The sequence below is a fragment of the Rhizobium anhuiense genome, assembly GCF_003985145.1.
GTDB lineage: Bacteria > Pseudomonadota > Alphaproteobacteria > Rhizobiales > Rhizobiaceae > Rhizobium > Rhizobium anhuiense.
In genome coordinates, this window is the sequence record NZ_ML133540.1 from 80,131 (window position 1) to 100,566 (window position 20,436).

General features: G+C 55.8%; 14 protein-coding genes and 1 pseudogene. 6 read left to right on the top strand and 9 right to left on the bottom strand.

Annotation, left to right across the window (positions count from 1 at the left end):
* The first annotated feature begins 4 nt into the window (after positions 1-4).
* Complete coding sequence (locus EEQ99_RS31175) at positions 5-1,393, top strand: ATP-grasp domain-containing protein (RefSeq protein ID WP_308422573.1); 1,389 nt, start codon at positions 5-7, stop codon at positions 1,391-1,393.
* 764 nt (positions 1,394-2,157) lie between these two features.
* Positions 2,158-2,589 carry a hypothetical protein gene (locus EEQ99_RS31180; protein ID WP_127431711.1) on the top strand — a complete coding sequence of 144 codons (432 nt, stop codon included), beginning with the start codon at positions 2,158-2,160 and terminating at the stop codon, positions 2,587-2,589.
* A gap of 105 nt (positions 2,590-2,694) precedes the next feature.
* Here the strand turns inward: EEQ99_RS31180 and EEQ99_RS31185 are convergent, their stop codons facing one another.
* From EEQ99_RS31185 to EEQ99_RS31220, 9 genes and pseudogenes are all read right to left on the bottom strand, one after another.
* Positions 2,695-4,482: a hydantoinase B/oxoprolinase family protein gene (locus tag EEQ99_RS31185; RefSeq protein WP_127431712.1), complete on the bottom strand. Its 1,788-nt coding sequence runs from the start codon at positions 4,480-4,482 to the stop codon at positions 2,695-2,697.
* Between the two features lie 12 nt (positions 4,483-4,494).
* Positions 4,495-6,573, bottom strand: a complete 2,079-nt coding sequence (locus EEQ99_RS31190) for a hydantoinase/oxoprolinase family protein (protein ID WP_127431713.1) — start codon at positions 6,571-6,573, stop codon at positions 4,495-4,497.
* A gap of 98 nt (positions 6,574-6,671) precedes the next feature.
* Positions 6,672-7,754, bottom strand: coding sequence for a branched-chain amino acid ABC transporter permease (locus EEQ99_RS31195; RefSeq protein ID WP_127431714.1), 1,083 nt, complete (start codon positions 7,752-7,754; stop codon positions 6,672-6,674).
* A gap of 3 nt (positions 7,755-7,757) precedes the next feature.
* A complete protein-coding gene (locus EEQ99_RS31200) occupies positions 7,758-8,672 on the bottom strand; it encodes a branched-chain amino acid ABC transporter permease (protein ID WP_127431715.1) in 915 nt (304 codons plus the stop codon).
* The gene (locus tag EEQ99_RS31205) at positions 8,669-9,418 is read right to left on the bottom strand and encodes an ABC transporter ATP-binding protein (RefSeq protein WP_127431716.1); all 750 of its coding nucleotides are present in this window, start codon (positions 9,416-9,418) and stop codon (positions 8,669-8,671) included. The genes EEQ99_RS31200 and EEQ99_RS31205 overlap by 4 nt, the downstream gene beginning before the upstream one ends.
* 4 nt (positions 9,419-9,422) lie before the next feature.
* The gene (locus EEQ99_RS31210; protein WP_127431717.1) at positions 9,423-10,193 is read right to left on the bottom strand and encodes an ABC transporter ATP-binding protein; all 771 of its coding nucleotides are present in this window, start codon (positions 10,191-10,193) and stop codon (positions 9,423-9,425) included.
* Positions 10,194-10,252: 59 nt separating this feature from the next.
* Positions 10,253-11,452, bottom strand: a complete 1,200-nt coding sequence (locus tag EEQ99_RS31215) for an ABC transporter substrate-binding protein (protein ID WP_164735997.1) — start codon at positions 11,450-11,452, stop codon at positions 10,253-10,255.
* Positions 11,453-11,595: 143 nt separating this feature from the next.
* Positions 11,596-11,796, bottom strand: a pseudogene (locus tag EEQ99_RS34815) (ABC transporter permease); the annotation flags it as partial.
* Between the two features lie 261 nt (positions 11,797-12,057).
* Positions 12,058-12,606: a cupin domain-containing protein gene (locus EEQ99_RS31220; protein WP_127431719.1), complete on the bottom strand. Its 549-nt coding sequence runs from the start codon at positions 12,604-12,606 to the stop codon at positions 12,058-12,060.
* 177 nt (positions 12,607-12,783) lie between these two features.
* On the opposite strand from EEQ99_RS31220, the gene hisD reads away from it, so the two are divergent.
* The 4 genes from hisD to EEQ99_RS31240 all read left to right on the top strand — a co-directional run bounded on the left by hisD (position 12,784) and on the right by EEQ99_RS31240 (position 20,237).
* Positions 12,784-14,082: a histidinol dehydrogenase gene (gene hisD / locus EEQ99_RS31225; protein ID WP_127431720.1), complete on the top strand. Its 1,299-nt coding sequence runs from the start codon at positions 12,784-12,786 to the stop codon at positions 14,080-14,082.
* A gap of 745 nt (positions 14,083-14,827) precedes the next feature.
* Positions 14,828-16,015, top strand: coding sequence for an SIR2 family protein (locus tag EEQ99_RS31230; RefSeq protein ID WP_127431721.1), 1,188 nt, complete (start codon positions 14,828-14,830; stop codon positions 16,013-16,015).
* Positions 16,016-16,025: 10 nt separating this feature from the next.
* Complete coding sequence (locus tag EEQ99_RS31235; protein ID WP_127431722.1) at positions 16,026-18,665, top strand: hypothetical protein; 2,640 nt, start codon at positions 16,026-16,028, stop codon at positions 18,663-18,665.
* A 216-nt stretch (positions 18,666-18,881) separates the two neighbouring features.
* Positions 18,882-20,237 (top strand): phospholipase D family protein, encoded by a 1,356-nt coding sequence (locus tag EEQ99_RS31240; protein ID WP_127431723.1) that lies wholly within the window; start codon positions 18,882-18,884, stop codon positions 20,235-20,237.
* Positions 20,238-20,436: the final 199 nt, after the last annotated feature.

Consider the following 20,436-nt stretch of genomic DNA (forward strand, 5'->3'; position numbering starts at 1 on the left):
AGACTTGCAAATCATTCCACTCAATGATCGGAGGGACTCGATCGGTACACGTGAACCTCTGCATCCGGAGAAATGGCTGCAGAAACCGGTTTTTTTGGAAACCCGTCGCGGACGCCCAGATAAAGCTCGCACATCAAAGGTCACCACGATGAAAAGAAAAGCACTCATCCTCGTTGAAGGTTCGAGGAATAATGGTCAAATGTATGTTCACGCGGCACAACGCCAGGGACTTCATCCAATTACGCTGGCCACTGACCCAACCGACTATCACTACATTATTGCGGAAGGCAGTGAGGCGATAGCGGTTGATACCGAGGATTTCCATGCGATGTTGCATGAATGCCTCAAGCTAGCTGCAACTTATGATATCGCCGGAATTACGGGTTTTACCACTCGCGGCGAATCAATCTATGTGACCGTCGGAAAACTATGCCGACACTTCAATCTGCCGGGCCCTGATCCTGAATGTATCGAACGGTGCTCTGACAAACTCGCTCAACGTCAACTCCTCATGCAATCCGGTTTACCGGTTCCAGGTTTCCGGCGGGCAACTAGTGCAAAAAGCGTGAATATGGCAGCCACCGACATAGGGCTGCCGGTTATTGTTAAGCCAGCAATGGGCAACGGCAGCAGCGGCGTACGGTTATGCCGCGATGCGGGCGAGCTCGCCGAACATACGGCCTACCTGCTAGGAGAGACGATCCCACGGCGTTCTTCGCAAACGATTCTTGTCGAGGAATTCGCACAAGGCCCTTTCTACGACGTCGTAACAATGGGGAATGAGGTTGTTGCCGTCGGTTCCGGCTACTTCGGTCCCCCGCCGCATTTTGTCCCCTACCAGAGTATTTTCCCGGCCCAGCTGACCGAGGAACAGTATGATCAAATTTCGGATATCTCGTTACGATGCCTGCAAGCACTAGGTCTTGGCTGGGGCCCAGCCAACATCGAATTGCTTTGGACCGAAAGCGGCCCCGTCATAATGGAAGTCAATCCACGTCTTCCAGGGTGGACCACTCCACGGCTGATTCAGCTTGCCCACGGTGTGGACATCATTGAGCAGCATATCAAGTGCGTGATTGGAGAAGAGTCTGATCACCCCATAAGACAATCCCGCGCTTCGGTAGCCCAATTTTTAGCGCCCGATTGCGACGGCACGCTAGCCCACATCCGCGGTATCGACCTTGCCGCCGCTGTACCAGGAATCGCTGAGGTCGCCTTCTATGTTGAGCCCGGTGTTTCCCTTGTCCGGAGAGGCGATTGCTCGGATATAATTGGACATATTATCGCCAGCTCGGCCGATCTCACTGGGGCTGAAGCGATCCTTCGGCGTTCTATCGACTTAATAGATTGGGAGGTCACACCGGTGGATAAGGGGAAACAGCTTGGGACTTGACCTGCATACACAGCCCCTTCTGTGATGTCTGATATGCAATAGACCGTAGTTGCTCTTTTAGGCACCGATAGCACCAATGAGCCACGCGCCAGCTTTGCCTGGTGATTTTGGCTCCCGGTTCATGGCTGGCGCGGCGCTCGGCGTAACGGCAACCGCCTAAATCATGCGGCGAGCGAAAGCGTTGCAATTGGCAGGCAATACAGAGTCGGGAACGACCGCGTCTTTGGGATGACGAAAAAAGCTAGACATTGTCATATCTCTCGGTCGGGGAGGTGCATGACCTTCACACTCATGGGCCGCGGTTTTCCGTCGGCCCTTTTTTCTTTGCCAAAACACGTCGCATGGTGTTTAGAGAAAAGCGGGGTCGAAGCCCCGCGGCTCGGCTACTCAAACGCTGACATCTGGGCAGTCGCGGCTTGTCTGTCGAGTTGGAGGGCTGCCCGAGATCGTGCTTGAGAACCGCGATGACGGACCCAGTCATTGAGATGGCGACATTCGAATTCCTGACTGTCGCGCACATGAGACTGACGGCCGTTCAGTGTGATGCCCGTGACGCGCTCTTAGGCAGTAGGGGAATTGTCGCGAGTCTGCGATCGGCCACCCGCCGCTCATAGCCGTTGAACAGCCGCGGGAACGCATGGGCAACCTTCGCCCCTTCACAATCCTCCCAATAAAACCTGTCGTCATTTGTCCCGTGGAGCACGGTATTGACTTCGTAGATGGCCCGCCAAAGGAATTGGTGGGCCCGATGTCCTCGATCGCCTATGCTGGCGGTTCAGCCTAAACGTCTTCGACGTGAGATTTGGAAGGACTTCTTCGTCACGCTGAACCGCATGTTGACATGGGCGGAATGGATAGTGACACCACAGTTTTATTCCGGGATAGCTTATCCGCTGCTCGATTTTTCATGCCGTTCGAGAGCATCACTCTTAGCCACCCTCCTGGTTGAGTTCCAGCGCCTACCTATAACCACCGGCTCTCAAGCGTCACTCCTGATGATCTGCGCGATCATCAAGCGACCTCAGGTGCTGCACAGTAAGCTTTTTGATCTCCCCGCCCGGCTTGGTGGCTTTTCTACCCACACAGGCGGCCGCTACAGCCTTAATTCCAATTGGACCATAATTAGCCCTCAGTCCATCAGGCGCTCTGTCTTCATTGAGTGCGGCGTCTTTTCCGACCTGAGTATTTTTGCTTGAAGAATGCATCGTTACCTCTCGGCCATTGAAAAAGCCGCGCCCGAAGGCGCGGCGAAGAAGGCCCGCCGCTTAGTGTGCGGGCCAGGGAAGTGATGAAGGTTGTTCTCAGATGGTCGCCAGAGCACGTCGTTTCTCGCCGGTGGCCTTCACATCAACTTTGGAACCATCGCGGACGGGATAGCTGTCGAAGATGACCCCATAGACGTCGGCAGCCCTCTCCTCGGTCTCGTACCGTTCGAGGACATCGTTCAGCACGCGCTCGGGATCACGTTCCAACGGCGAACCGTACCCGCCGCCGGAGCAATCGATTCCGCGAACGGCATCACCTGGAGCCAGCTCGATGCGAGCTGCGTTAGGCAGCTTGGTGCTCTCACCGTTCTTACGGATGACGAAGCGTTCTGCACGGGCACCATCGAGACCACCCCGCACGCCCTTTGGTGGTTCTTCCTGACCATCGCCAGGGTACATCACTGTCATCGCGTCTGATTTAATCCCGAATTCGATTTCAGCGCTCGGCGCTCCACGGAAGCGCCCTGCCCCGCCCGTGCCAGGGAGAAGAGCCAGACGCCGAACTTCCAGCGGATGCTTCAGTTCGTCGATCTCGATAGAATCTCGATACATTAGACCTGCAACGACCGGGATGCCGTAGGTTATCCAACCATCGGCCTTTGGAGACGCCGGACCTCCGTTAATGTTGAGATGGATTTGGTTGATGAACGGAGCACCATTAAAGCGCGGGTCTCGACCGGATACGACCGCCATACCGATGCCTGGGCCAACCGCCCCTTCGGCCAACCCCTGCCCATCCCCAAGCTGAGCGAATGCCGCCCCCGTGAGATTGATCATACGGTCCGACACGTTGGTTGTCGCGACCGAGCAGGAATGCGGGAACTTCGGGATGCCAGCCACCGCACCTTCGCGGAGATGGACGCGAACGCGACGGAATGAACCCGCATTTTGCGGAACGTCGCTGTTCAAGCTGTTGAACAGACCGGCCAAGACGGCGGAGGTCGCTGTGGCTTCGCTCTGGTTGAGACCGCAATCGACGTTGTCTATATTGTCGCGAAGGTCAATGTCGATGTAGGCCGAGTCCGGATCGACCGTGACCTTCACCTGGAGCGGGATACCTTCAGGAAGGAATGGCATGCTGTCATGTCGGCCATGATTTTCAAGTTTAGCCGCTGGAAGAGAACGGACGGCGTTGACCATGCGCTGCTCCGAATAATTAAGCCAGGATGTGATAAAAGTCTTGATCGTTTCCTTGCCGTACTTTGCGCACATCTCTTTCAGACGACGCTCAGCGATGCGAGCAGAACTAATCCCGGCCATGAAGTCACCGTACCACTGCGATGGAACCCGGATGCGCTTCTGCATCATATTCACGACGTCGCCCACCATCTTGTAATCGCGCTGGATGCGTACGGCCGGGAAAATCAACGCCCCTTCTTCGTAAACGTCCTTAGCCATCGACATGTAGGTCGTCGGTAGGCTGTTGCCGCAATCGGCCTGGTGAGCCTTTGCGACTGCTGTAAAATGGTGCTCGCCCTCGAAGAACACAGGCACCATGAAAGCGTGGTCGGCGGCGTGCGTATTGCCGGAATATGGGTCGTTATGCAGAAAGCAGTCGCCCTCGGCGATGTCCGGGTGATTGTCGCACATTACTTTGGTCTGCAAGTCTGTTCCGAAAATGTGGATCGGGAGACCCTCAGCGCTGGCGAATAACTCGTTCGTGGCGGTCACGATAGCGCACGAGAAGTCACGGGCGGAGTTGATGACGGCGGACCGTGCCGTCTTCAGCATCGTATTGGTCATTTCTCGGACGATGCCATCGACCCGGTTGGCTAGAACTGCCGTTAGGACGGTATCGAGCTTAGAGTTATTAGTGTCGGTCATATCAGGCCTCGGTCAGAACGTGAGAAGATAATGGCCATTGGCCGTTACGCGGGCGGTCATGTCAGGGAACACAACGACGGTTGTCGTGGGCTCTTCGATAATGCATGGTCCATAGAAGATCATGCCGGGCTTAATGTTGTCGCCCTGATGAATCCTGGTCCTGGCTGGATTACCGGAACCGAAAAAGCAGTTGCGGTACATTTCCGGACCGGAGAAACTCTCCGAGTATCCGACCGGCTCTTTGGCTGTCTGCGAGATGCCCGTTTCGACGCTCAAGCGGGCCTTCCAGCTGATGAATTCGATGGAGCTCCCTTCGTCGCGCATTTCAAAGAGACGCTCGTGTGTGCGGTGGAAGCTCTCGATGAGTGCGTTCCTCGCCTCGTCAGACGACAAGTCGGGATCGACCACCGGTGTCGAGATTTCCCAAACCTGGCTCGCGTAACGAGCTTCGACGAAATACTCAATGCGGTGCTTGGTGCCTTGCGGTAGGTTCGTCAGACCGGCGTAGAAGGCGTCAAGCTTCTCGGTCAGACCCTGCAATGTGTTAGCCAGACCGGCGCTGTCGAAGTTGGCGCTTGTCGTGAAGTGGGTAACAGACTCCTCCGTCAGAATGTTCGCGAAGTGCATACCGGACGCTGACAAGGCAGATGCCTGCTTCGGGAGCAGCACGTTGTTGCAGCCCAACTCCTTTGCAATCAGCATGATGTTGACGCCAGCGGCCCCGCCCCCGGCAAGAATGACACTTTCGCGCGGATTGATACCCTGCCCGATGGTGATGTCGTGGATCGCCTTGATCATTACTTCCGAAGCCAGGCTCAGGATGCCGTATGCGGCTTCTTCAATGGACCGACCAATGCTTGTCGCAACCGTTTCCACAGCTTTGCGGGCGGCTTCGTTGTCGAGCGTCATCCGACCACCCAGAAAGTAATCAGGGTTGAAATATCCCAGCACACAGGCGGCGTCCGATACCGTAGGCTTCTGACCCCCGCGTCCGTAGCAAGCCGGCCCCGGAACCGAGCCAGCCGAGTGAGGACCGACGCGCAGAAGGCCACCGTCATCGATCCAGGCAATGGAACCACCGCCAGCGCCTACGGAGCGGATATCGACGGAGGAGATTCCGAGGAGATGACCGGTCCATTCTCCACCCAGCCAGGTGTCACGCGAGTAGACGAGCTGATTCTCTCGGACGAGACCGACGTCGAAGGTCGTTCCGCCGGTATCGCAGACGATGATGTCGCCGCCGCAGTTCTCGATGGTGCTGAACGCACGGGAGGCTACCGGTGCCATCGAGGGACCGGACTTCGCGAGCTGGATTGGCTTGCTGATGACGTCGGAAATCTGGTTGCAGCCGCCAATTGAGGTCGAGACTAGGACGTCTCCTTCGTAACCCGCTTCGCGCAAATCGCTGTTCAGGCGACGGAGATGCTGTTGCATCAGGGGCTTCAGCGACGCGTCGATTGAAGTGGCGGAAGCGCGACGATACTCACGAACAATAGGGATCAACTGGTGCGACAATGTATATGGCAAACCCGGAAGGTGTTGCTCAATCAATTCGCCAATGCGCCGTTCGTGCGCAGGGTTCGCCACGGACCAGATCAGGCTCACAGCAATGGCCTCGTAGCCCTCCTCCTTCAACTGCAGCAACACCTTGACGGCGTGAGCTTCGTTGAGGGGACGGCTTACGGTACCTTCCGAACTCATCCGCTCGTCGATTTCAAAGGTCCGGCGACGAGGAATGTACGGTTCCGGGAAATCGACACTGAAGTCGTGGGGGTTGCGCTTTCCACCTTCCTTGAACACCAAAACATCCGGGAAACCATCCGTCGTCAGGAACGCGGTCTTTGCACCCTGGCGGGTAACAATCGCGTTCGTGGCGCGCGTGGTGCCGTAGATGAACAGCGAAGTTTCCGCAAGCAGCTGGATCAGAGTCTTGCCGAGCTGCTCCGCTGCGTTGGCGATTGAGTTGCTGACGCCTTCGAACGCTCGATCCGGCGTGGTCAGCGATTTACCGATGGTCAGATTGCCTTCGGGGTCCGATACCACCACGTCAGTGAAGGTGCCGCCGGTATCGACCGAAATACGATATGTCATTGGGTTCTCCGTCAAATTCACGTGCGGCAGCGCCGCCAACAAAGGCCTTCACGAAATATCGCCCTAGAGCGATTGCCGCGTGCGATAAATCCAATCTGTCAGTGTGTGGCAGTCGCCGTTTGACTGGCATCCGCTAATAATTTTTCCGAGTGGCGCTTCCTGCCGGTCAGGGCGAAAAGTTCGCGTCCACCAGCGATGCCACCGGGTCTGAAGATCAGAATCAAAGCCATGATGATGCCAAGACCGATCTCCTGGCTGCCGGGCGGCAGGGCAATTGAAGTGCTGCCGAGCGTAAAACCCCGTTCCAGAAACCGGAGAACCTCGACGATCACCGTCACGACGACTACTCCGGATACCGCCCCGGACAGGCTGCCCACTCCACCGACGACGAGCATCGCCAAGGAGATAAATGTCAGGTTGAGGTAAAAAGCATCGATAGCCAGAATTCCGAGGAACTGGGCGTAAAGCCCGCCAGAGACACCGGCTACGGCAGCGCTCAGTACGAAAGCAGTTAGTCGAACCCGTACCACGCGAACGCCGGAAGCTTTGGCAGCAACCTCATCGTCCCGGCAGGCTCGCAGCATGATGCCAAATCGCGAGGTCTGAAACAGGTTGGCGACCAGAATTGCGAAAATTGCCCCACCAGTTGCTACCCAAGGACCCACGACCGTCGGAATGCCGATGATTGAGCTGACACCGGCGGTGACGCTATCCCAATTGGCAAAAACGCTGTTCACGATGATGAGGAAGGCGAATGTCGCAATCGATGCCGCGATCCCGTTCAACCTCATTATGGCCAGGCCGAACAAGAGCGCAACGATAGCAGGTAGTATAGCCGAACCGACCATTGCCATCCAGAATGGATACTGGTTTTCCTGCAGGAACATCGGAAGCCCCGACAGCATCATTTGCTTGAACATCGGTTCTGCAGTCGCCCAGCCGACCGCGTATGCGCCTAAGCAGGAGAACGCGACGTGACCGAATGAAGTGATCCCTGAGTTACCAATGAAGATGTAAAGGCCGACCACCAGCGTCATTCTGATCAGCATTTCTGTGACGGAGGTTACAATGGCCTCATCGCCAACGAGCGTGGTGACAAGTGCGATTGCTGCGACGGCCAACGACAGCACGACTGCTGAAGAATGCTGGCCGAAAAGCGAAAGATTTGTGTGTCCCTTCATGGCTCAAACTCGCTCAATGATGTTTCTGGATGGCAAGAGACCCGAAGGACGACCGAGCAGGACGAGGACAAGGATGCCGAAGGCAAAAGCATCTCGGAAGCCACGAAGATCGGCAGGTAAGTAGGCTTGCAGCATCACCAGCAGAATGCCGACCAAGAAACCACCGACAACCGCTCCAACCAAGCTTCCCATTCCTCCGATGACGACGGCCACGAACCCGAAGAGTGCCAGTGGAACGCCCATGGTATGGCTTAGAGAGCCAGTCTGAGTGACGTAGAGAAGTGAGACTGCCGTTGCCAGGATACCAGTTACTGCGAATGCCATCCCGATTACGAAGTTGCCGTTCACACCAAGATACTGGGCCATGCGGAAATCTTCTGCGGCTGCTCGCATCTGGACGCCGTATCGAGTGCCGCGCAGGAAAGCGATCAGGGCAACCATCAATACCAATGTCGTCCCGATGGTGGTAAGCTGAAGGACCGGCAGGCGAACAGCGCCCAGTTCGATCTGAGTGTTCAACGACGGCCAGAGATCGACGGCCTTGGCACGTGAGCTGTAGACCAGAAGGAGACCATTCTGGATGATGTAGCTCAAGGCGAATGATCCGATCATCAGAGTTGTCGCGTTCGCGCGCCGAAGGGGTCGGAATACCAGTGCGTCTGTGAGCAGGGCGACGATCACAACGATCAGGCAGACCGACGGAAGCAGCGTCCACCAGCTCCAGTTTCCGATGAGCATCTGGGAGGTAACATCTGCGGATGGCACGATCAGGCTATAGCCACCGATAGTGATCAGATCGCCATGTGCGAAGTTGATGAGCCGAAGAATGCCGAACAGAAGACCGATACCCAGCGCCACAAGAGCGTAGATGCTGCCCAGGCTTAGGGCATCAACCATGTTCTGAATGAAATTGATCATTGTTGTGTCTCCCGAGCGTCAGAGTGCTGGAAGCCGAAGTAGGCTTCACGGATAGCTTCGCCGTCCGCGAGATCAGCCGCCCTGCCCTCAAGTTGGATCACTCCGCCACGCAACACGTAGATGCGGTCGGCATGCTTGAGAATGCGGTTGGAACTTTGCTCGTTGATCAGGAGGGTGAGACCCTCCGTGCGGCGGATATCCAGCAGGATTTGATAGATTTGGTCGATGATTTTCGGGGCCAGACCCAGCGAAGGCTCATCGACCATGATCAGTTTTGCACGGGTCATGAGTGCCCGTCCGATTGCCAACATCTGCTGCTCACCACCAGAAAGGCGGCCAGCCGGAAACTTCAGGCGCTCTCGAAGACCGGGGAAATATGTCAGCACCCGTTCGACGTCCTGCTTGGCCTGACTGCTGTCCTTCTGGATGTATCCAGCGATCTGAAGGTTCTCTTCCACAGTCAACGAGCCGAAGACATGTCGTCCCTCAGGCACCAGGGAAATTCCGAGGCGAGCAATCTTTTCCGGAGCCACTCCGGTGATCGCTTTGTCATTGAACTGAATGTTGCCAGAGACAACCGGTGCGCCGCCAGCGGCGGCTGCGAGCATAGTGGACTTACCCGCTCCATTGGGGCCGATTATGCACACGACCTCGCCCTTATCGACATGGATCGAAGCATCTCGCAACGCGGTCATCTGTCCATATCGGACTGTAATGTGGGATAGCGATAGGATGGTGTTTGACATCGGGTCAGGCCTCCATGCCGAGGTAGGCGGCGAGAACGCCCTCATGTCGTTTGATTTCATCCGGCGTACCGACCGCCAGGGTTTTGCCCCCGTCGAGGACGTGCACGCGGTGACAAATGCTCATCACGACGTGCATGTTATGTTCGATCAACAGGACCCCGCATCCGAAGCGATCAGGGATTTCGGCAATGTGATGTACGAGTTCGTCAGCTTCCGCGTCCGACATGCCAGCTGCTGGTTCGTCGAGGAGAATGAATTTGGGGGCGACGGCGAGGGCGCGCACGATGCTCAATCGGCGCTGATCGGTGTAGGCTAAAGCTCCGGCTGCGATGGAGGCCTTATCTGCGATGCCAATCCATTCGAGCAGCTCATAACTTGCCGCACGCGCTGGATTTCGTGCCAGGCCAAGCCCAAGGCCAGTGACCTCTACGTTTTCGAGAACGCTCAAGTCGTTGAACAACCGCCCCGACTGGAAAGTACGCGCGATGCCCTCAAGGCGAAACCGGTCGGCTCGCCAACCAGCTGTGTCCGAACCATGAAGAAAAATCGCTCCTTCTGTCGGGGTCTGAAACCCCGTGAGACAATTTACCAGCGTGGTCTTTCCGGCACCGTTCGGTCCAATCAGGCCAAAGATTTCCCGGTTACCCACGTGAAGTGAAACATCTGAAATTGCCGCAAGACCCTGGAAACGAACGGTCAGATTCCTTGCAACCAAGCCGCTAGCGGTGGGCGTAGCAGCGTCATTGCCTGAGTGAAGCGACAAAATGTCAGCCATGATATTCCCCTTTTTTTGTAGGGGCACGCCAGTTAACCGGCGTGCCCAGTTCTACGCCTTTACTTCTTCAGGCGGTAGAGAACGTCGTTTGGAATATCTTGGCTTATCTTCACTTCCTCAATGACGTTCTGTTTGCCGTCCTTGATCTCGGTAACGAACATCGGGATTTGCGTCTGGATGTGAATAAGGTCAGAGAACGAGCGCGTACCAAGAACCGTCGGAGTATCCTTGTAGCTGTTCATCTCGACAACAACCTTTTCGGCATCGGTCGAACCCACCTTCGTTACTGCCTTGGCGTAAAGGTCGAGCCACGCATAGATCGGGTAAGCATATTGCGTCGCAGGGCGGCTGCCGTACTTTGCTTCATACGCCTTCGTCAGTGCCTCAACCTCTGCACGCGGATCGCCGGAGAAGACCGCTTGGACAGGCACGTAGAAGTCTTTGAGGTCAGGAACGGCGCTATTCCAATAAAGGCCATCCATGCCGGTGTTGCTCAAGATCGGAATGTTGATTCCAGCAGCTCGGATCTGCTTGATCGCGCTTGCGCCGCCAGGGGTGACTGAGCACAGCATCACGTTGTCAACGCCTTCGTCGCGCACAGCATTGGCAAGTCGAGTGACCTGCGAACTGATGGAGGCGTCACCGTTCTTAAACTCGTCCTTCGCCATGATCGTACCGCCGTGAAGTGGGAACGCCCATTCGTAACCAGCGCAGGAAGACTTGTTGTACTCGAGGAGGTTGTCTACGAGCACGTAGCCCTTCTTGAAGCCACGCCTGTTGATACCCCATTCGGCCATTGTCGCGCCTTCAACCTGGCCAGCATTGTTGGCGGTGAAGGAAAGCTTACCAACGCCAGCGACACCGGCCTTGGGATCAGATGCTCCTAGGAACACGGAGATTAGGCCAGCCTTCTGAGCCTGGAGAGCTGCTGGAGCGCCGTAGTCGTAATCAGCCGTTACCAGGACAACATCTGCGCCACCCTGAACCATCGCCTGGCCCGCTTTGGCACCTTCGACGCGGTCGGACTTCGTATCTTGCTGAATTTGCTTGATCGGTTGGCCGAGAAGCCCGCCCTTTGCATTCTGCTGCTCGATCCACAGCTGAGCCATCTTAGTGGCTTCACCATCGTAAGCTGCTTCCCAACCCGTGAACGCCACAGCGAAACCGAGCGTGACGCCATCTTCTGCTGCATTTGCCGGCATCGCAGAACTAGCTACAGACGACGCCACCAGCGCCGAAGCAATAAGTCTCTTAAACATTGCTATTCCCCTTTTCATCGATTGGCCCAGTACGGGCGCTCGACACCAAACTTTCCAACGGCGTTGGAGAGTACTGCTGGCCTTTGGCCGTCTTTTTGAGCTTTCCGGAGAGAAAAGACGCTCCGCCGGGAAGCTATGTTCTGCTAGGCTCGCTTGGTATTCTTTTGAGCCGGCGATGCCGGTCCCGCGATGAGCATCGTTCCCACGATAAAAAGAAACCCTGCAGCCGCGTTCGCGGGACCGATATTTTCTCGAGTTGTCGAGAACATTTGGCGCGCCGATGTTCTTTGCCTTGGCCCCGCAAAGAACAAGGTCAGCACGGTCTCGTCCATCGAAGTGGCGAAGGGGAAACTGCACGAGCCGGCGCGAAGAAGATCTTGCGCCGTGCCTTTTGGATGTTCTCGCCCCGGGATACACTTGTCAGATCACGCGGCTATGGAAACCGCTAGCCGCGAGAACAGTTGACGCGATGAAAGTAGCTTTGCAAAGAACCATAGGACGCTCCCCCTTTTAGTTATCGACCTAGCAAAGCAGGTTTTGCGACTTAGGGAAGCAGGGATAACGCCCCCGGTGACTATACTCACCAGCAATAGATGACAGCAAAGTTAGTATGTCGGAGGGGTAATGGCACTCAAGATTTCACTCTGTCCATCATGTAGGTTTCGAAAGCGATGTGGAAGGCGACTATCGAAGTAGTAGCCGTCACCCGGCTTCAGAACCTTTTTTTGGTTACCGACGGTGATTTCGACCACTCCGGAAAGGACCATGCCTGCCTCTTGTGCCGCATGCGTAAACTCTTCGCCGGTGTCAGCCCCGGGTGCATAGCGCTCGTGTAACATTAGTAATTGTCGATTGGGATGATCGAGGCCGATGACACGATATGAAATTGTTTCAACCTTTCCAATCTCCACCAAGTTCGCAGACGAATAGAATGGAGAATATGGCAGGCTGGATTGGAGATCGGAAAAAAATCCCGGAAGGGTCGTTCCTAGAGCGTCCAATACCGCGCCGAGCGTATCTATTGAAGGGCTCATCTTGTCTCGCTCGATAAGCGAAATCGTCGAATGTGAAATTCCTGAGCGCGCCGCCAACTCCCTCACACCGAGATCGCGGCGGCGGCGCAGTTCCCGGAGCTTACTACCAATCTTTGGCAATTATCGTTCCCCTTTATTGCACCGCCTGAGCATGCCACCTTCGCCACAATCGAGATACCTTCGTGGAGCTAGCGGCTACTGAGTTGGTGATAATAATGAACACGTTGTTTGTAGGCAATTGCGAGGGTGCCAAAGTTTCACGATGCTCATCAGGATCATCCCACATAGGAGGTTTTGATGACGTCGCGTCTCGATGCGCTGAAAGGTAAGTTTACACGGGTCAAGGAACCGACCCGAGATGCTGTCTCGGATACGGCTCCTGTCGAAAAGACCGTAAAGGATATAATTGCGAATGTCCGTAAGCATGGCGACGCCGCCGTTCGCGAATACTCTGTCGCGTTCGATAAGGCCAACGTGACCAACTTCGAAGTTACTCACGAAGAGAAGCTCAAGGCTATCGCCGATCTAGACCCGCAAACTCGCGAAGACACCGAGTTTGCCATTGCAAACGTCCGTCGCTTCGCCGAAGCGCAGCTGGGCACGATACTCCCGCTGGAAATTGAGGCGCTTCCGGGGCTGCACCTTGGCCATCGCGTCATCCCGATAGAAATCGTTGGCTGCTATGTCCCGGGTGGTCGCTATCCGCTCCTCTCGGCACCCGTCATGACGGTTGTCCCTGCAAAAGTCGCCGGGTGTGACCAGGTCATCGCGTGCCTTCCACCGAATGCCCATCCGGCTATGATTGCCGGCTGCCATCTCGCCGGTGCAGACCGAATCTTCCGCGTCGGCGGAGCCCAGGCGATTGCTGCAATGGCCTATGGTACTGAAACGATTCCTGCCGTCGACAAGATCGTCGGTCCGGGCAATGCGTTTGTAAACGAAGCAAAGCGGCAGGTCTTTGGTCAGGTCGGTATCGACCAGCTTGCAGGCCCAAGCGAAATCTTCATCGTCGCTGACGAGACCGCCAACCCCGCAACCCTCGCGACCGATATGCTGGCTCAGGCTGAGCATGACGTGCGCACCCGTGTAGGGCTGGTTACGACGGACCGTAAGCTTGCTGAAGAGACGATCAATGAAGTCGAAAAGCAGCTCGAAACCTTGACGACCGCTCAGGTTGCCAGCGTTGCGTGGAAGGACTACGGCGAAGTGACCGTCGTCGAAGACGAAGAGACGATGATCGCCTACTCCGATTACATCGCCACTGAACATCTTCAGGTTCACACCCGTGACCCTCAGGCGACCGCAAAGAAGCTCCGCAACTACGGTTCGATCTTTATCGGCGAACTGGCCAGCGTTGTGTACTCTGACAAGTGCTGCGGTACGAACCACACCCTGCCAACGATGGCAGCCGGTCGCTATACGGGTGGCCTTTGGGTTGGCTCATACGTCAAGATTGCCACGCACCAGTGGCTCGACGAGCGTGGAGTCGCTGCCGTAGCTCCGGCAGCTATTCGCCAAAGTGCCACCGAGCAACTGGAAGGCCACCGTCGCGCAGCTGCGCTGCGCCTTAGCCCTCAACAGGTCGCCGCAGAGTAATTTGACTCCCAAGCCTCTGCGATCAAAAGGGCCGCTAGAAATTCTAGCGGCTTTTCAGCTTATCTTCCTGATCAGACCGATGTGCTGGGATGTTTCCAAAACGTAAAGCTACTCGGACTCGACGTGTTCGGCACGGTCGTCGATTGAGGCAGCGTCGCCCGCCAGTACTCGGCGGCAGAGTACAAGAGTATTCGATAGGGGACCATCTTCCGCTTTTTGCACCCTCATAATTTCAGCGGCTATCGACGGCTATGGATGGCGATCGGTGGAAATTGCGCGCGCCTTGAAGGGACTCGAACCAGCGACGCGTTATCTAGTAAACTCAAATAATTAAAAATATTAAATAATTACAAGACATCTTAAACGCGTATGGGAGAATAGATACTCACTTGTGTTTGAGCGTTGTGTTGTTCCCACCATCGGCACCTAGGGCGTTGACCAGAAAGGACGGTTGCCCCTCGCTTTCTGTTGCCCGGGCCCATTGGAATGACGCGTGCGGCTGGAGCGCACACGGAGGATCTGCCGCCGCCTGAATTTTGCTAGCCCGAGCAGCCGGCGAAGACGGCGGGGAGATTTTGGCGGCGGCAGGTTTGGCGAGAACCTCAAGCCGCAGGTCGGCACGGCGCGCCATTTGTTGCGTGCTGGTGACCAGGGCGGTCCAGTTACAGTTGCAAGCTGAGCGCTCAAGTGGTAGCGCGACTATGTACCTTCCGTCTCAACGCAGGGTGGATTCAGGGGAGCCGGGATGTCTAGCGAAGTCATATTTTGGCCTGGCCTTCCCAGCCTGCCCGAAGACCTTCTTCTTGCAAGGGATCAAGGACGTGTTCTTTTTGTTGTCGGCGCGGGCGCTTCATACCCGAAACCGACCCAGCTCCCCGATTTTGGCGGGCTCGTCGCGAAAATCTACGACATTGTCGATCCGTCCATGTCGTCTGCGATCAAGGCCGTCTCCAAAAAAGATGGTCCGAAATGGTATGAGGTGACCGATCTGCTCAGCCACGAGCAGAGAACGGAGTTGAAATTTTTCTGCCAGCGCGAATTCGACGTCGTTCTTGGCATGCTCGAGCGTCGGATAGACGGAGATCCAAGCAAAGAAAGCACAATGCGACAAGCAGCGACAACGGTTCTTTCGCAGACGATCGAACCGAACCCGGTCCATGACGCGCTGGTACGCCTCGGGCAGCGTTACGGTCAGACGCTCCTCGTTACGACCAACTTCGACAGGCTTCTGAGCGAGGCTGCTTCAAAGCTTCGCGTCCAGCATGAAGCCTTCGCTCGAGGTGAAATACCTAATCCCAGCAGCAGCCGAGACTTTGCCGGTATCCTTCATATTCATGGGAAACTAGGCTGGCGTAAGGAGAAGGGGTCGGCGCTGATTTTGACCGATCAGGATTTCGGGGACTCATATCTCCGGCGCAATCTCATCACGTCTTTCCTTTATGACGCAGCCAGAATTTTTCACATCGTTCTCGTTGGTTATAGCGCCAGTGATTCACCTGTCCGCTACCTTCTTAATGCGATCGCTGCTGACGAGCGGCACTTTGTCGATCTTAAGCGGCGTTACGCTTTCGTTGGTTGCAAGCCTGGTGATGAGCGGATGGCCGTCGAATGGCAGAGCCGGGGGATCACGCCCATCGTCTACGACAAGATCGACGAACATAAGGCCTTGGGTGATTTATTGGTGCGGTGGGCCGACATCATCCCCGACCGACGGAATGAGAAAGGGACGAAGTCCTACCTAAAGAAACTCGCTGCCCTCGACCCCGACAGTACCGAAGGTTTGGCTGCCCAATCATTTCTCAGATATTATGCGCGGAGGTCCAACCCTAGCGAACAAGCTGAACTTGCAAGAATCCTCTCTGGCGCCAGCCGGTCGCCTCGTTGGCTAACGTTCTTGAATCGTATTATCCGCGATTCCGGGAAAGGGCGCTGATATGCCTAGATTGAGCCTTACCGATACCGAACGTAGGATTAATCTAACAACACGAGCTTTCGCCGACGGACGACTTGAGGACACAGCGATTCTCGAGTGGGCAATCGAGCTGAAACCAGATCAGATCGCAGAACGTGAAGCGCTGCGAGATTTGGTTGAGTACCAGCCGAAGCCCGTTCGCGATCCGTACAGCTTGGCTTGGAGATGTGTCTTCGAATATTGGGAAAGGCCCGATGTCGAAACGCACCGGGAAAAGTACGAGATCCGTAGGCAGCTAAAGGGTGGTGGTAGCCCGCGAGAGACGATCCGTCTGATTGTGGATGCGGTTCGGCCGTGGCTCCAGATCGATACGTCCAAGCGATTAAGGGCCCTTTCCGGAGAGGCGCAGCCCGCCAGACCGCGGCATCTCAAGCATCTCATCTATGCGTCCATATCCAGTGGCAGCCGGTTGATGCCGGCCGACATCGGGCTTCAGGCGAATGAAGATCGCAACTTCCTTTTCGAATTGGCGACGGCCTTGAACGCAGCGCTGCTCGCAGGACTAAATCTCGGGCATATGATTGGTTCAATTTCCAAGGATATGGACGTCACAAACTGGCAGATTCACCGAGCCTATTTCGTACCTCCGGAGCAATATCCGGATGGTGGCGGTGAGCCGGATCGTCATAGTGAAGGGTTCGCACCATCGACCAAGCTGATGTTTGCGGTGATGGAGCGTCTCAGCAGCCTCGACCTTCAGGCCGCCCGTAGGGTTATCGACAATTGGGACCGGGAAGGTTGGACGCTTTATCGGCGGCTTTGGGCCGCAGCGGCCCGGAACCCGGCGCTTGTTGACAGTGATGAGGTCGCAGCTTTCCTCATAGAGCTTTCCGACCGAGAATTCTGGTGGGCGAGCGCACATCCAGAATTCGCTGAGTTGCGCGCGCTTCGATGGGCAACACTTTCTACCGACAACCAAAATCGCATCGAGCAGCGAATACTGAGAGGGGAGCCCGCGAAGCTTATTCCCAGCAGGATCGAGAAATCGGACAGGGCAGGTTACAGGGACCACCACGTGTTCGTGGAGCTTCGACGAATCCAAGCTGCGGGCGGCAACCTTACGGATAAAGGTCAGGAATGGCTCGACGACTTCGCAACCCGGTCGGGAGACCTGCCAGCCATTGAACTGACACACGGTTTCAATCAGGGTGTCCGCCTGATCCATCGCGTAAGGACTGTCGAGAACACCTTCGACGCGATCCCGACAACCAAACTCCTGGACGAACTGGCGAAATCGCTCGCAGATACGGGCTGGGACGACAAAAGTCAGAACGCTTCGGAATTTATTGCAGAAAACGCATCTGTGGTGCTCGGTCTTCTGACGAAGGCTGAGGGTGCTGTCGCTGCCAAGGTGTGGCAAGCACTTGGATACGCTTACCGGCCCGCGAACCTTAACGCCACGCCTGACACGGCTTCGCAAGAAGACAAGGATAAGATCCTGATCGCGCTGTCCATATGTGTTTCAATTGTCGACGAACGTGCGACTGTTTTGTCTAAGGCCATTGACGGCCTCGCGTCGTTCATGACGAGTTGGGATCGATTGCTCACGAGCCGCGAGGAATTCCAAAATGCCTGGCTTCGGTTGTGGCCCTTCGCTGTCGAGAAAACGAATTCGAGCAAAGCGGATCGCTCCGGTTATAGTCAGGAGGCTTTCAACTCCCCCGCCGGCCAGCTCGCCTTGGCCTTCGTCGAAACCTGCCCGACAGTAAAGAAGGGCGATAATCCACTGTCTCAGGGCCGTTGGCCACAAATGCTCCAAGCAATAAGTGAGACAATCGGGATAGCGCGCCTTCACGCGCAGTTTGTTCTCGTCAGGGAACTGGCTTACTTCATCGCTGCTGCAGAACAGTGGTCGAGAGATTTCCTTCTCCAGCCGCTTATCAACGCACTTGAAAGCCAGGAAACCACCGTCTTGTGGGAAGCGTTTTCGATGGCGCACCTCCCTCAAAAGGAGGTCGTGGCAGAACTCGCCCCGTCGTTGGTGGCAGCAGCTCTATCCGACCGCTTGTCGAGCGAGGTTCGAGGGGATCTGTCGGAACGCGTCGTCTGGTCGGCGCTGACGGATCGTGTTCAGAACGCAGAACCCGCCGTGTCCCTCGATCTGATCCAACAGATGTTGAGGCTGGGGACAGATGAAGTCCGCACGGAGGCGGTGCGTGCCTTTTCGCAGTATCTTGCACCGGACGATGATTTGACGGAGGAGGAACGTTTCGAGATCGTCAACTCCGTCTTCTCGGACGTGTGGCCGAAGGAACTTACTCTTAGCTCAAAGGCCGTTTCCGAGAGGCTTGCTCGACTACCGGCTGAGGCTGCATCCTGTTATGTCGAAGCAACCGAAATGGTTCTCCCATATCTTACGCCCTTCGACTGCTGGTCGCTTTATGATTTCGGAGTGATCGACCTGGATGAAGATCGAGGTGATTTCAATATTATCAACGATCCTAAAAAAGCGGCGGCCCTTTTGTCGATCATGGATCGGTCGGTTGCGGGGGATGACGGAGCGATCGTTCCAGGTGGCCTCGATAAAGCTCTTTTCCACATTAAGAAGGTCGCACCAAAGCTCGAGAAGGATCCTCGATATCAGCGTCTTCTTACGCTCGGCAGGCGCTGAAAAAACCTCGCGCTCCGTAGCCAAGAGAGCGGGTTTGGACGGCTGCTTGGAGATCGCCAGATCAGGGTAGGGTATTTCTGCATCACGTCTGCGCCCGGCTCCCGTGATTTGATGCGAGGGCACCGTCGCAGCCTTCCGCTGTCGGAGGAGAAGAACCAGACTTTGACGCAACAACCTCAAAGAGTATAGATCAGTCGAAGAAAAAGGGGGCGCCGCTTGGAATTGCTTTTGAACGGGATCAACGGCAACTATCTCCGAAACATTCTGTTGAATGCTGTCGAAGACACTGATCGGGTTGATGCTGCGGTCGCTTACGCCACGGAAAACGATCTTCTTTTTGATTGGTGTTGGGAAAACAAACTACCGCTGCGTTTCTGGGGACGTTTTGATGAACAGGTGCCGGTGAGTATCCTCATTCTCGAACGTTTCCTTTCCCGAAGGTCGGGGCGCTATACGTGCAAGCTCGTGCGCCAATTCCATCCGAAGGTAATCTGGTGGCGCGGCTTCGGCGCATACATCGGCTCTGCAAACCTTACCCAAAGCGCGTGGTGGAATAACGTCGAGGCCGGTGTTTTCCTCACCGAGGACGAGCTGGTGGCTAGCGGTCACGATCTTCAGCTGGAGCAATTCTTTGCTGAGATTGAGACCCATGCTGCCCCGTTGACTCAGGAGCTGTTCGATCTTATCTCGGCCAGGAACAAGGAACTGACAAGGCGCAAAATTGCTCAAAAGGCTGCGGATGAAGCGTTCACCGCAACCACCCTCGTTCCGCATTTCCGCGGGCTGGCACGTTCAAGCGCGAAGTCAGCGGGTGAGCAGCGCAAGCAAGCGTTTCTGAATGAGTGGAACAGCACTCTTCAAATTATTCGAGACATCTCCGTCAAGATTTCAGTTGACGGAAACAGGCCGTCTTGGGTGAGCTCCACCGCGCCGTTGGGTGCCCATGCCGACCAGTTCCTCCATGCTCACTACTACCAGAATACATTCGACGGCAGGAGAGCAGACTTCGAGACGCATTTTGGCAGAAACAGATTGGATCCAGATACCGCCGTTGAGACTGCAATTCGATGGTGGCAGAAGCGGCCGGACAGTTCAGACGAGAACCGGATGCTCAATAAGACTGCCCCCGCCTTGCAGCGGGCGTTTGCGGAAGACCGTCTAAAACGCCTTACGGAAAATGAATTCATTCAGGTGCTCGGCAAAATCCACGCAACGCGGGAGTTTGCCCGACGTGCGCCCAATCGACTTATCGGGCTAAAGGGCGACCGGCCATACGACATACCCGAGAAAGTTGATGCCCTGGCGAGACATATCTACCGGGCGCCAAACCGCGGTGGGGTATCCGCATTGGAGACTCTATCCTACATTCTCTATGATGGTCGAATTGAAGACGTCCCTGTTCGCCTTTGGAACGCGATTGTCGATCCCAAGCGGAAAATCGAACTGATCGGCGTGAGCGCTCTGGGGGAGATTGTAGGGTGGGCATTGCCGGACAGATATCCGCCGCGCAATGGGCGGACCAGCAAAGCCCTTCGATCGCTTGGGTATGACGTAACGGTTCATGTCGGCTAGAATCACCATTATATCATTATATATCAATGTCTTAAGTCCATAAACTAGATTACGCCACATCATGTTGTAAGAGGGGTGGGTTCAAGGATGAAGTGCGACTTGCAATAGATAACAACGGTTTATCCTTGCAAGGAACGAGACATGAAGCGCACCTACTCCCAGATCGATATCGATGAACGCCGCAAGATTGCCCGCTGGC

Bases quoted from the DNA above. Each gene is read 5' to 3' on its own strand.
- EEQ99_RS31180 (WP_127431711.1), top strand. From the start codon at position 2,158: ATGCTGGCGGTTCAGCCTAAACGTCTTCGACGTGAGATTTGGAAGGAC.
- EEQ99_RS31215 (WP_164735997.1), bottom strand. From the start codon at position 11,452: ATGTTTAAGAGACTTATTGCTTCGGCGCTGGTGGCGTCGTCTGTAGCT.
- EEQ99_RS31190 (WP_127431713.1), bottom strand. From the start codon at position 6,573: ATGACATATCGTATTTCGGTCGATACCGGCGGCACCTTCACTGACGTG.
- EEQ99_RS31185 (WP_127431712.1), bottom strand. From the start codon at position 4,482: ATGACCGACACTAATAACTCTAAGCTCGATACCGTCCTAACGGCAGTT.
- EEQ99_RS31205 (WP_127431716.1), bottom strand. From the start codon at position 9,418: ATGTCAAACACCATCCTATCGCTATCCCACATTACAGTCCGATATGGA.
- EEQ99_RS31200 (WP_127431715.1), bottom strand. From the start codon at position 8,672: ATGATCAATTTCATTCAGAACATGGTTGATGCCCTAAGCCTGGGCAGC.
- hisD (WP_127431720.1), top strand. From the start codon at position 12,784: ATGACGTCGCGTCTCGATGCGCTGAAAGGTAAGTTTACACGGGTCAAG.
- EEQ99_RS31195 (WP_127431714.1), bottom strand. From the start codon at position 7,754: ATGAAGGGACACACAAATCTTTCGCTTTTCGGCCAGCATTCTTCAGCA.
- EEQ99_RS31210 (WP_127431717.1), bottom strand. From the start codon at position 10,193: ATGGCTGACATTTTGTCGCTTCACTCAGGCAATGACGCTGCTACGCCC.
- EEQ99_RS31230 (WP_127431721.1), top strand. From the start codon at position 14,828: ATGTCTAGCGAAGTCATATTTTGGCCTGGCCTTCCCAGCCTGCCCGAA.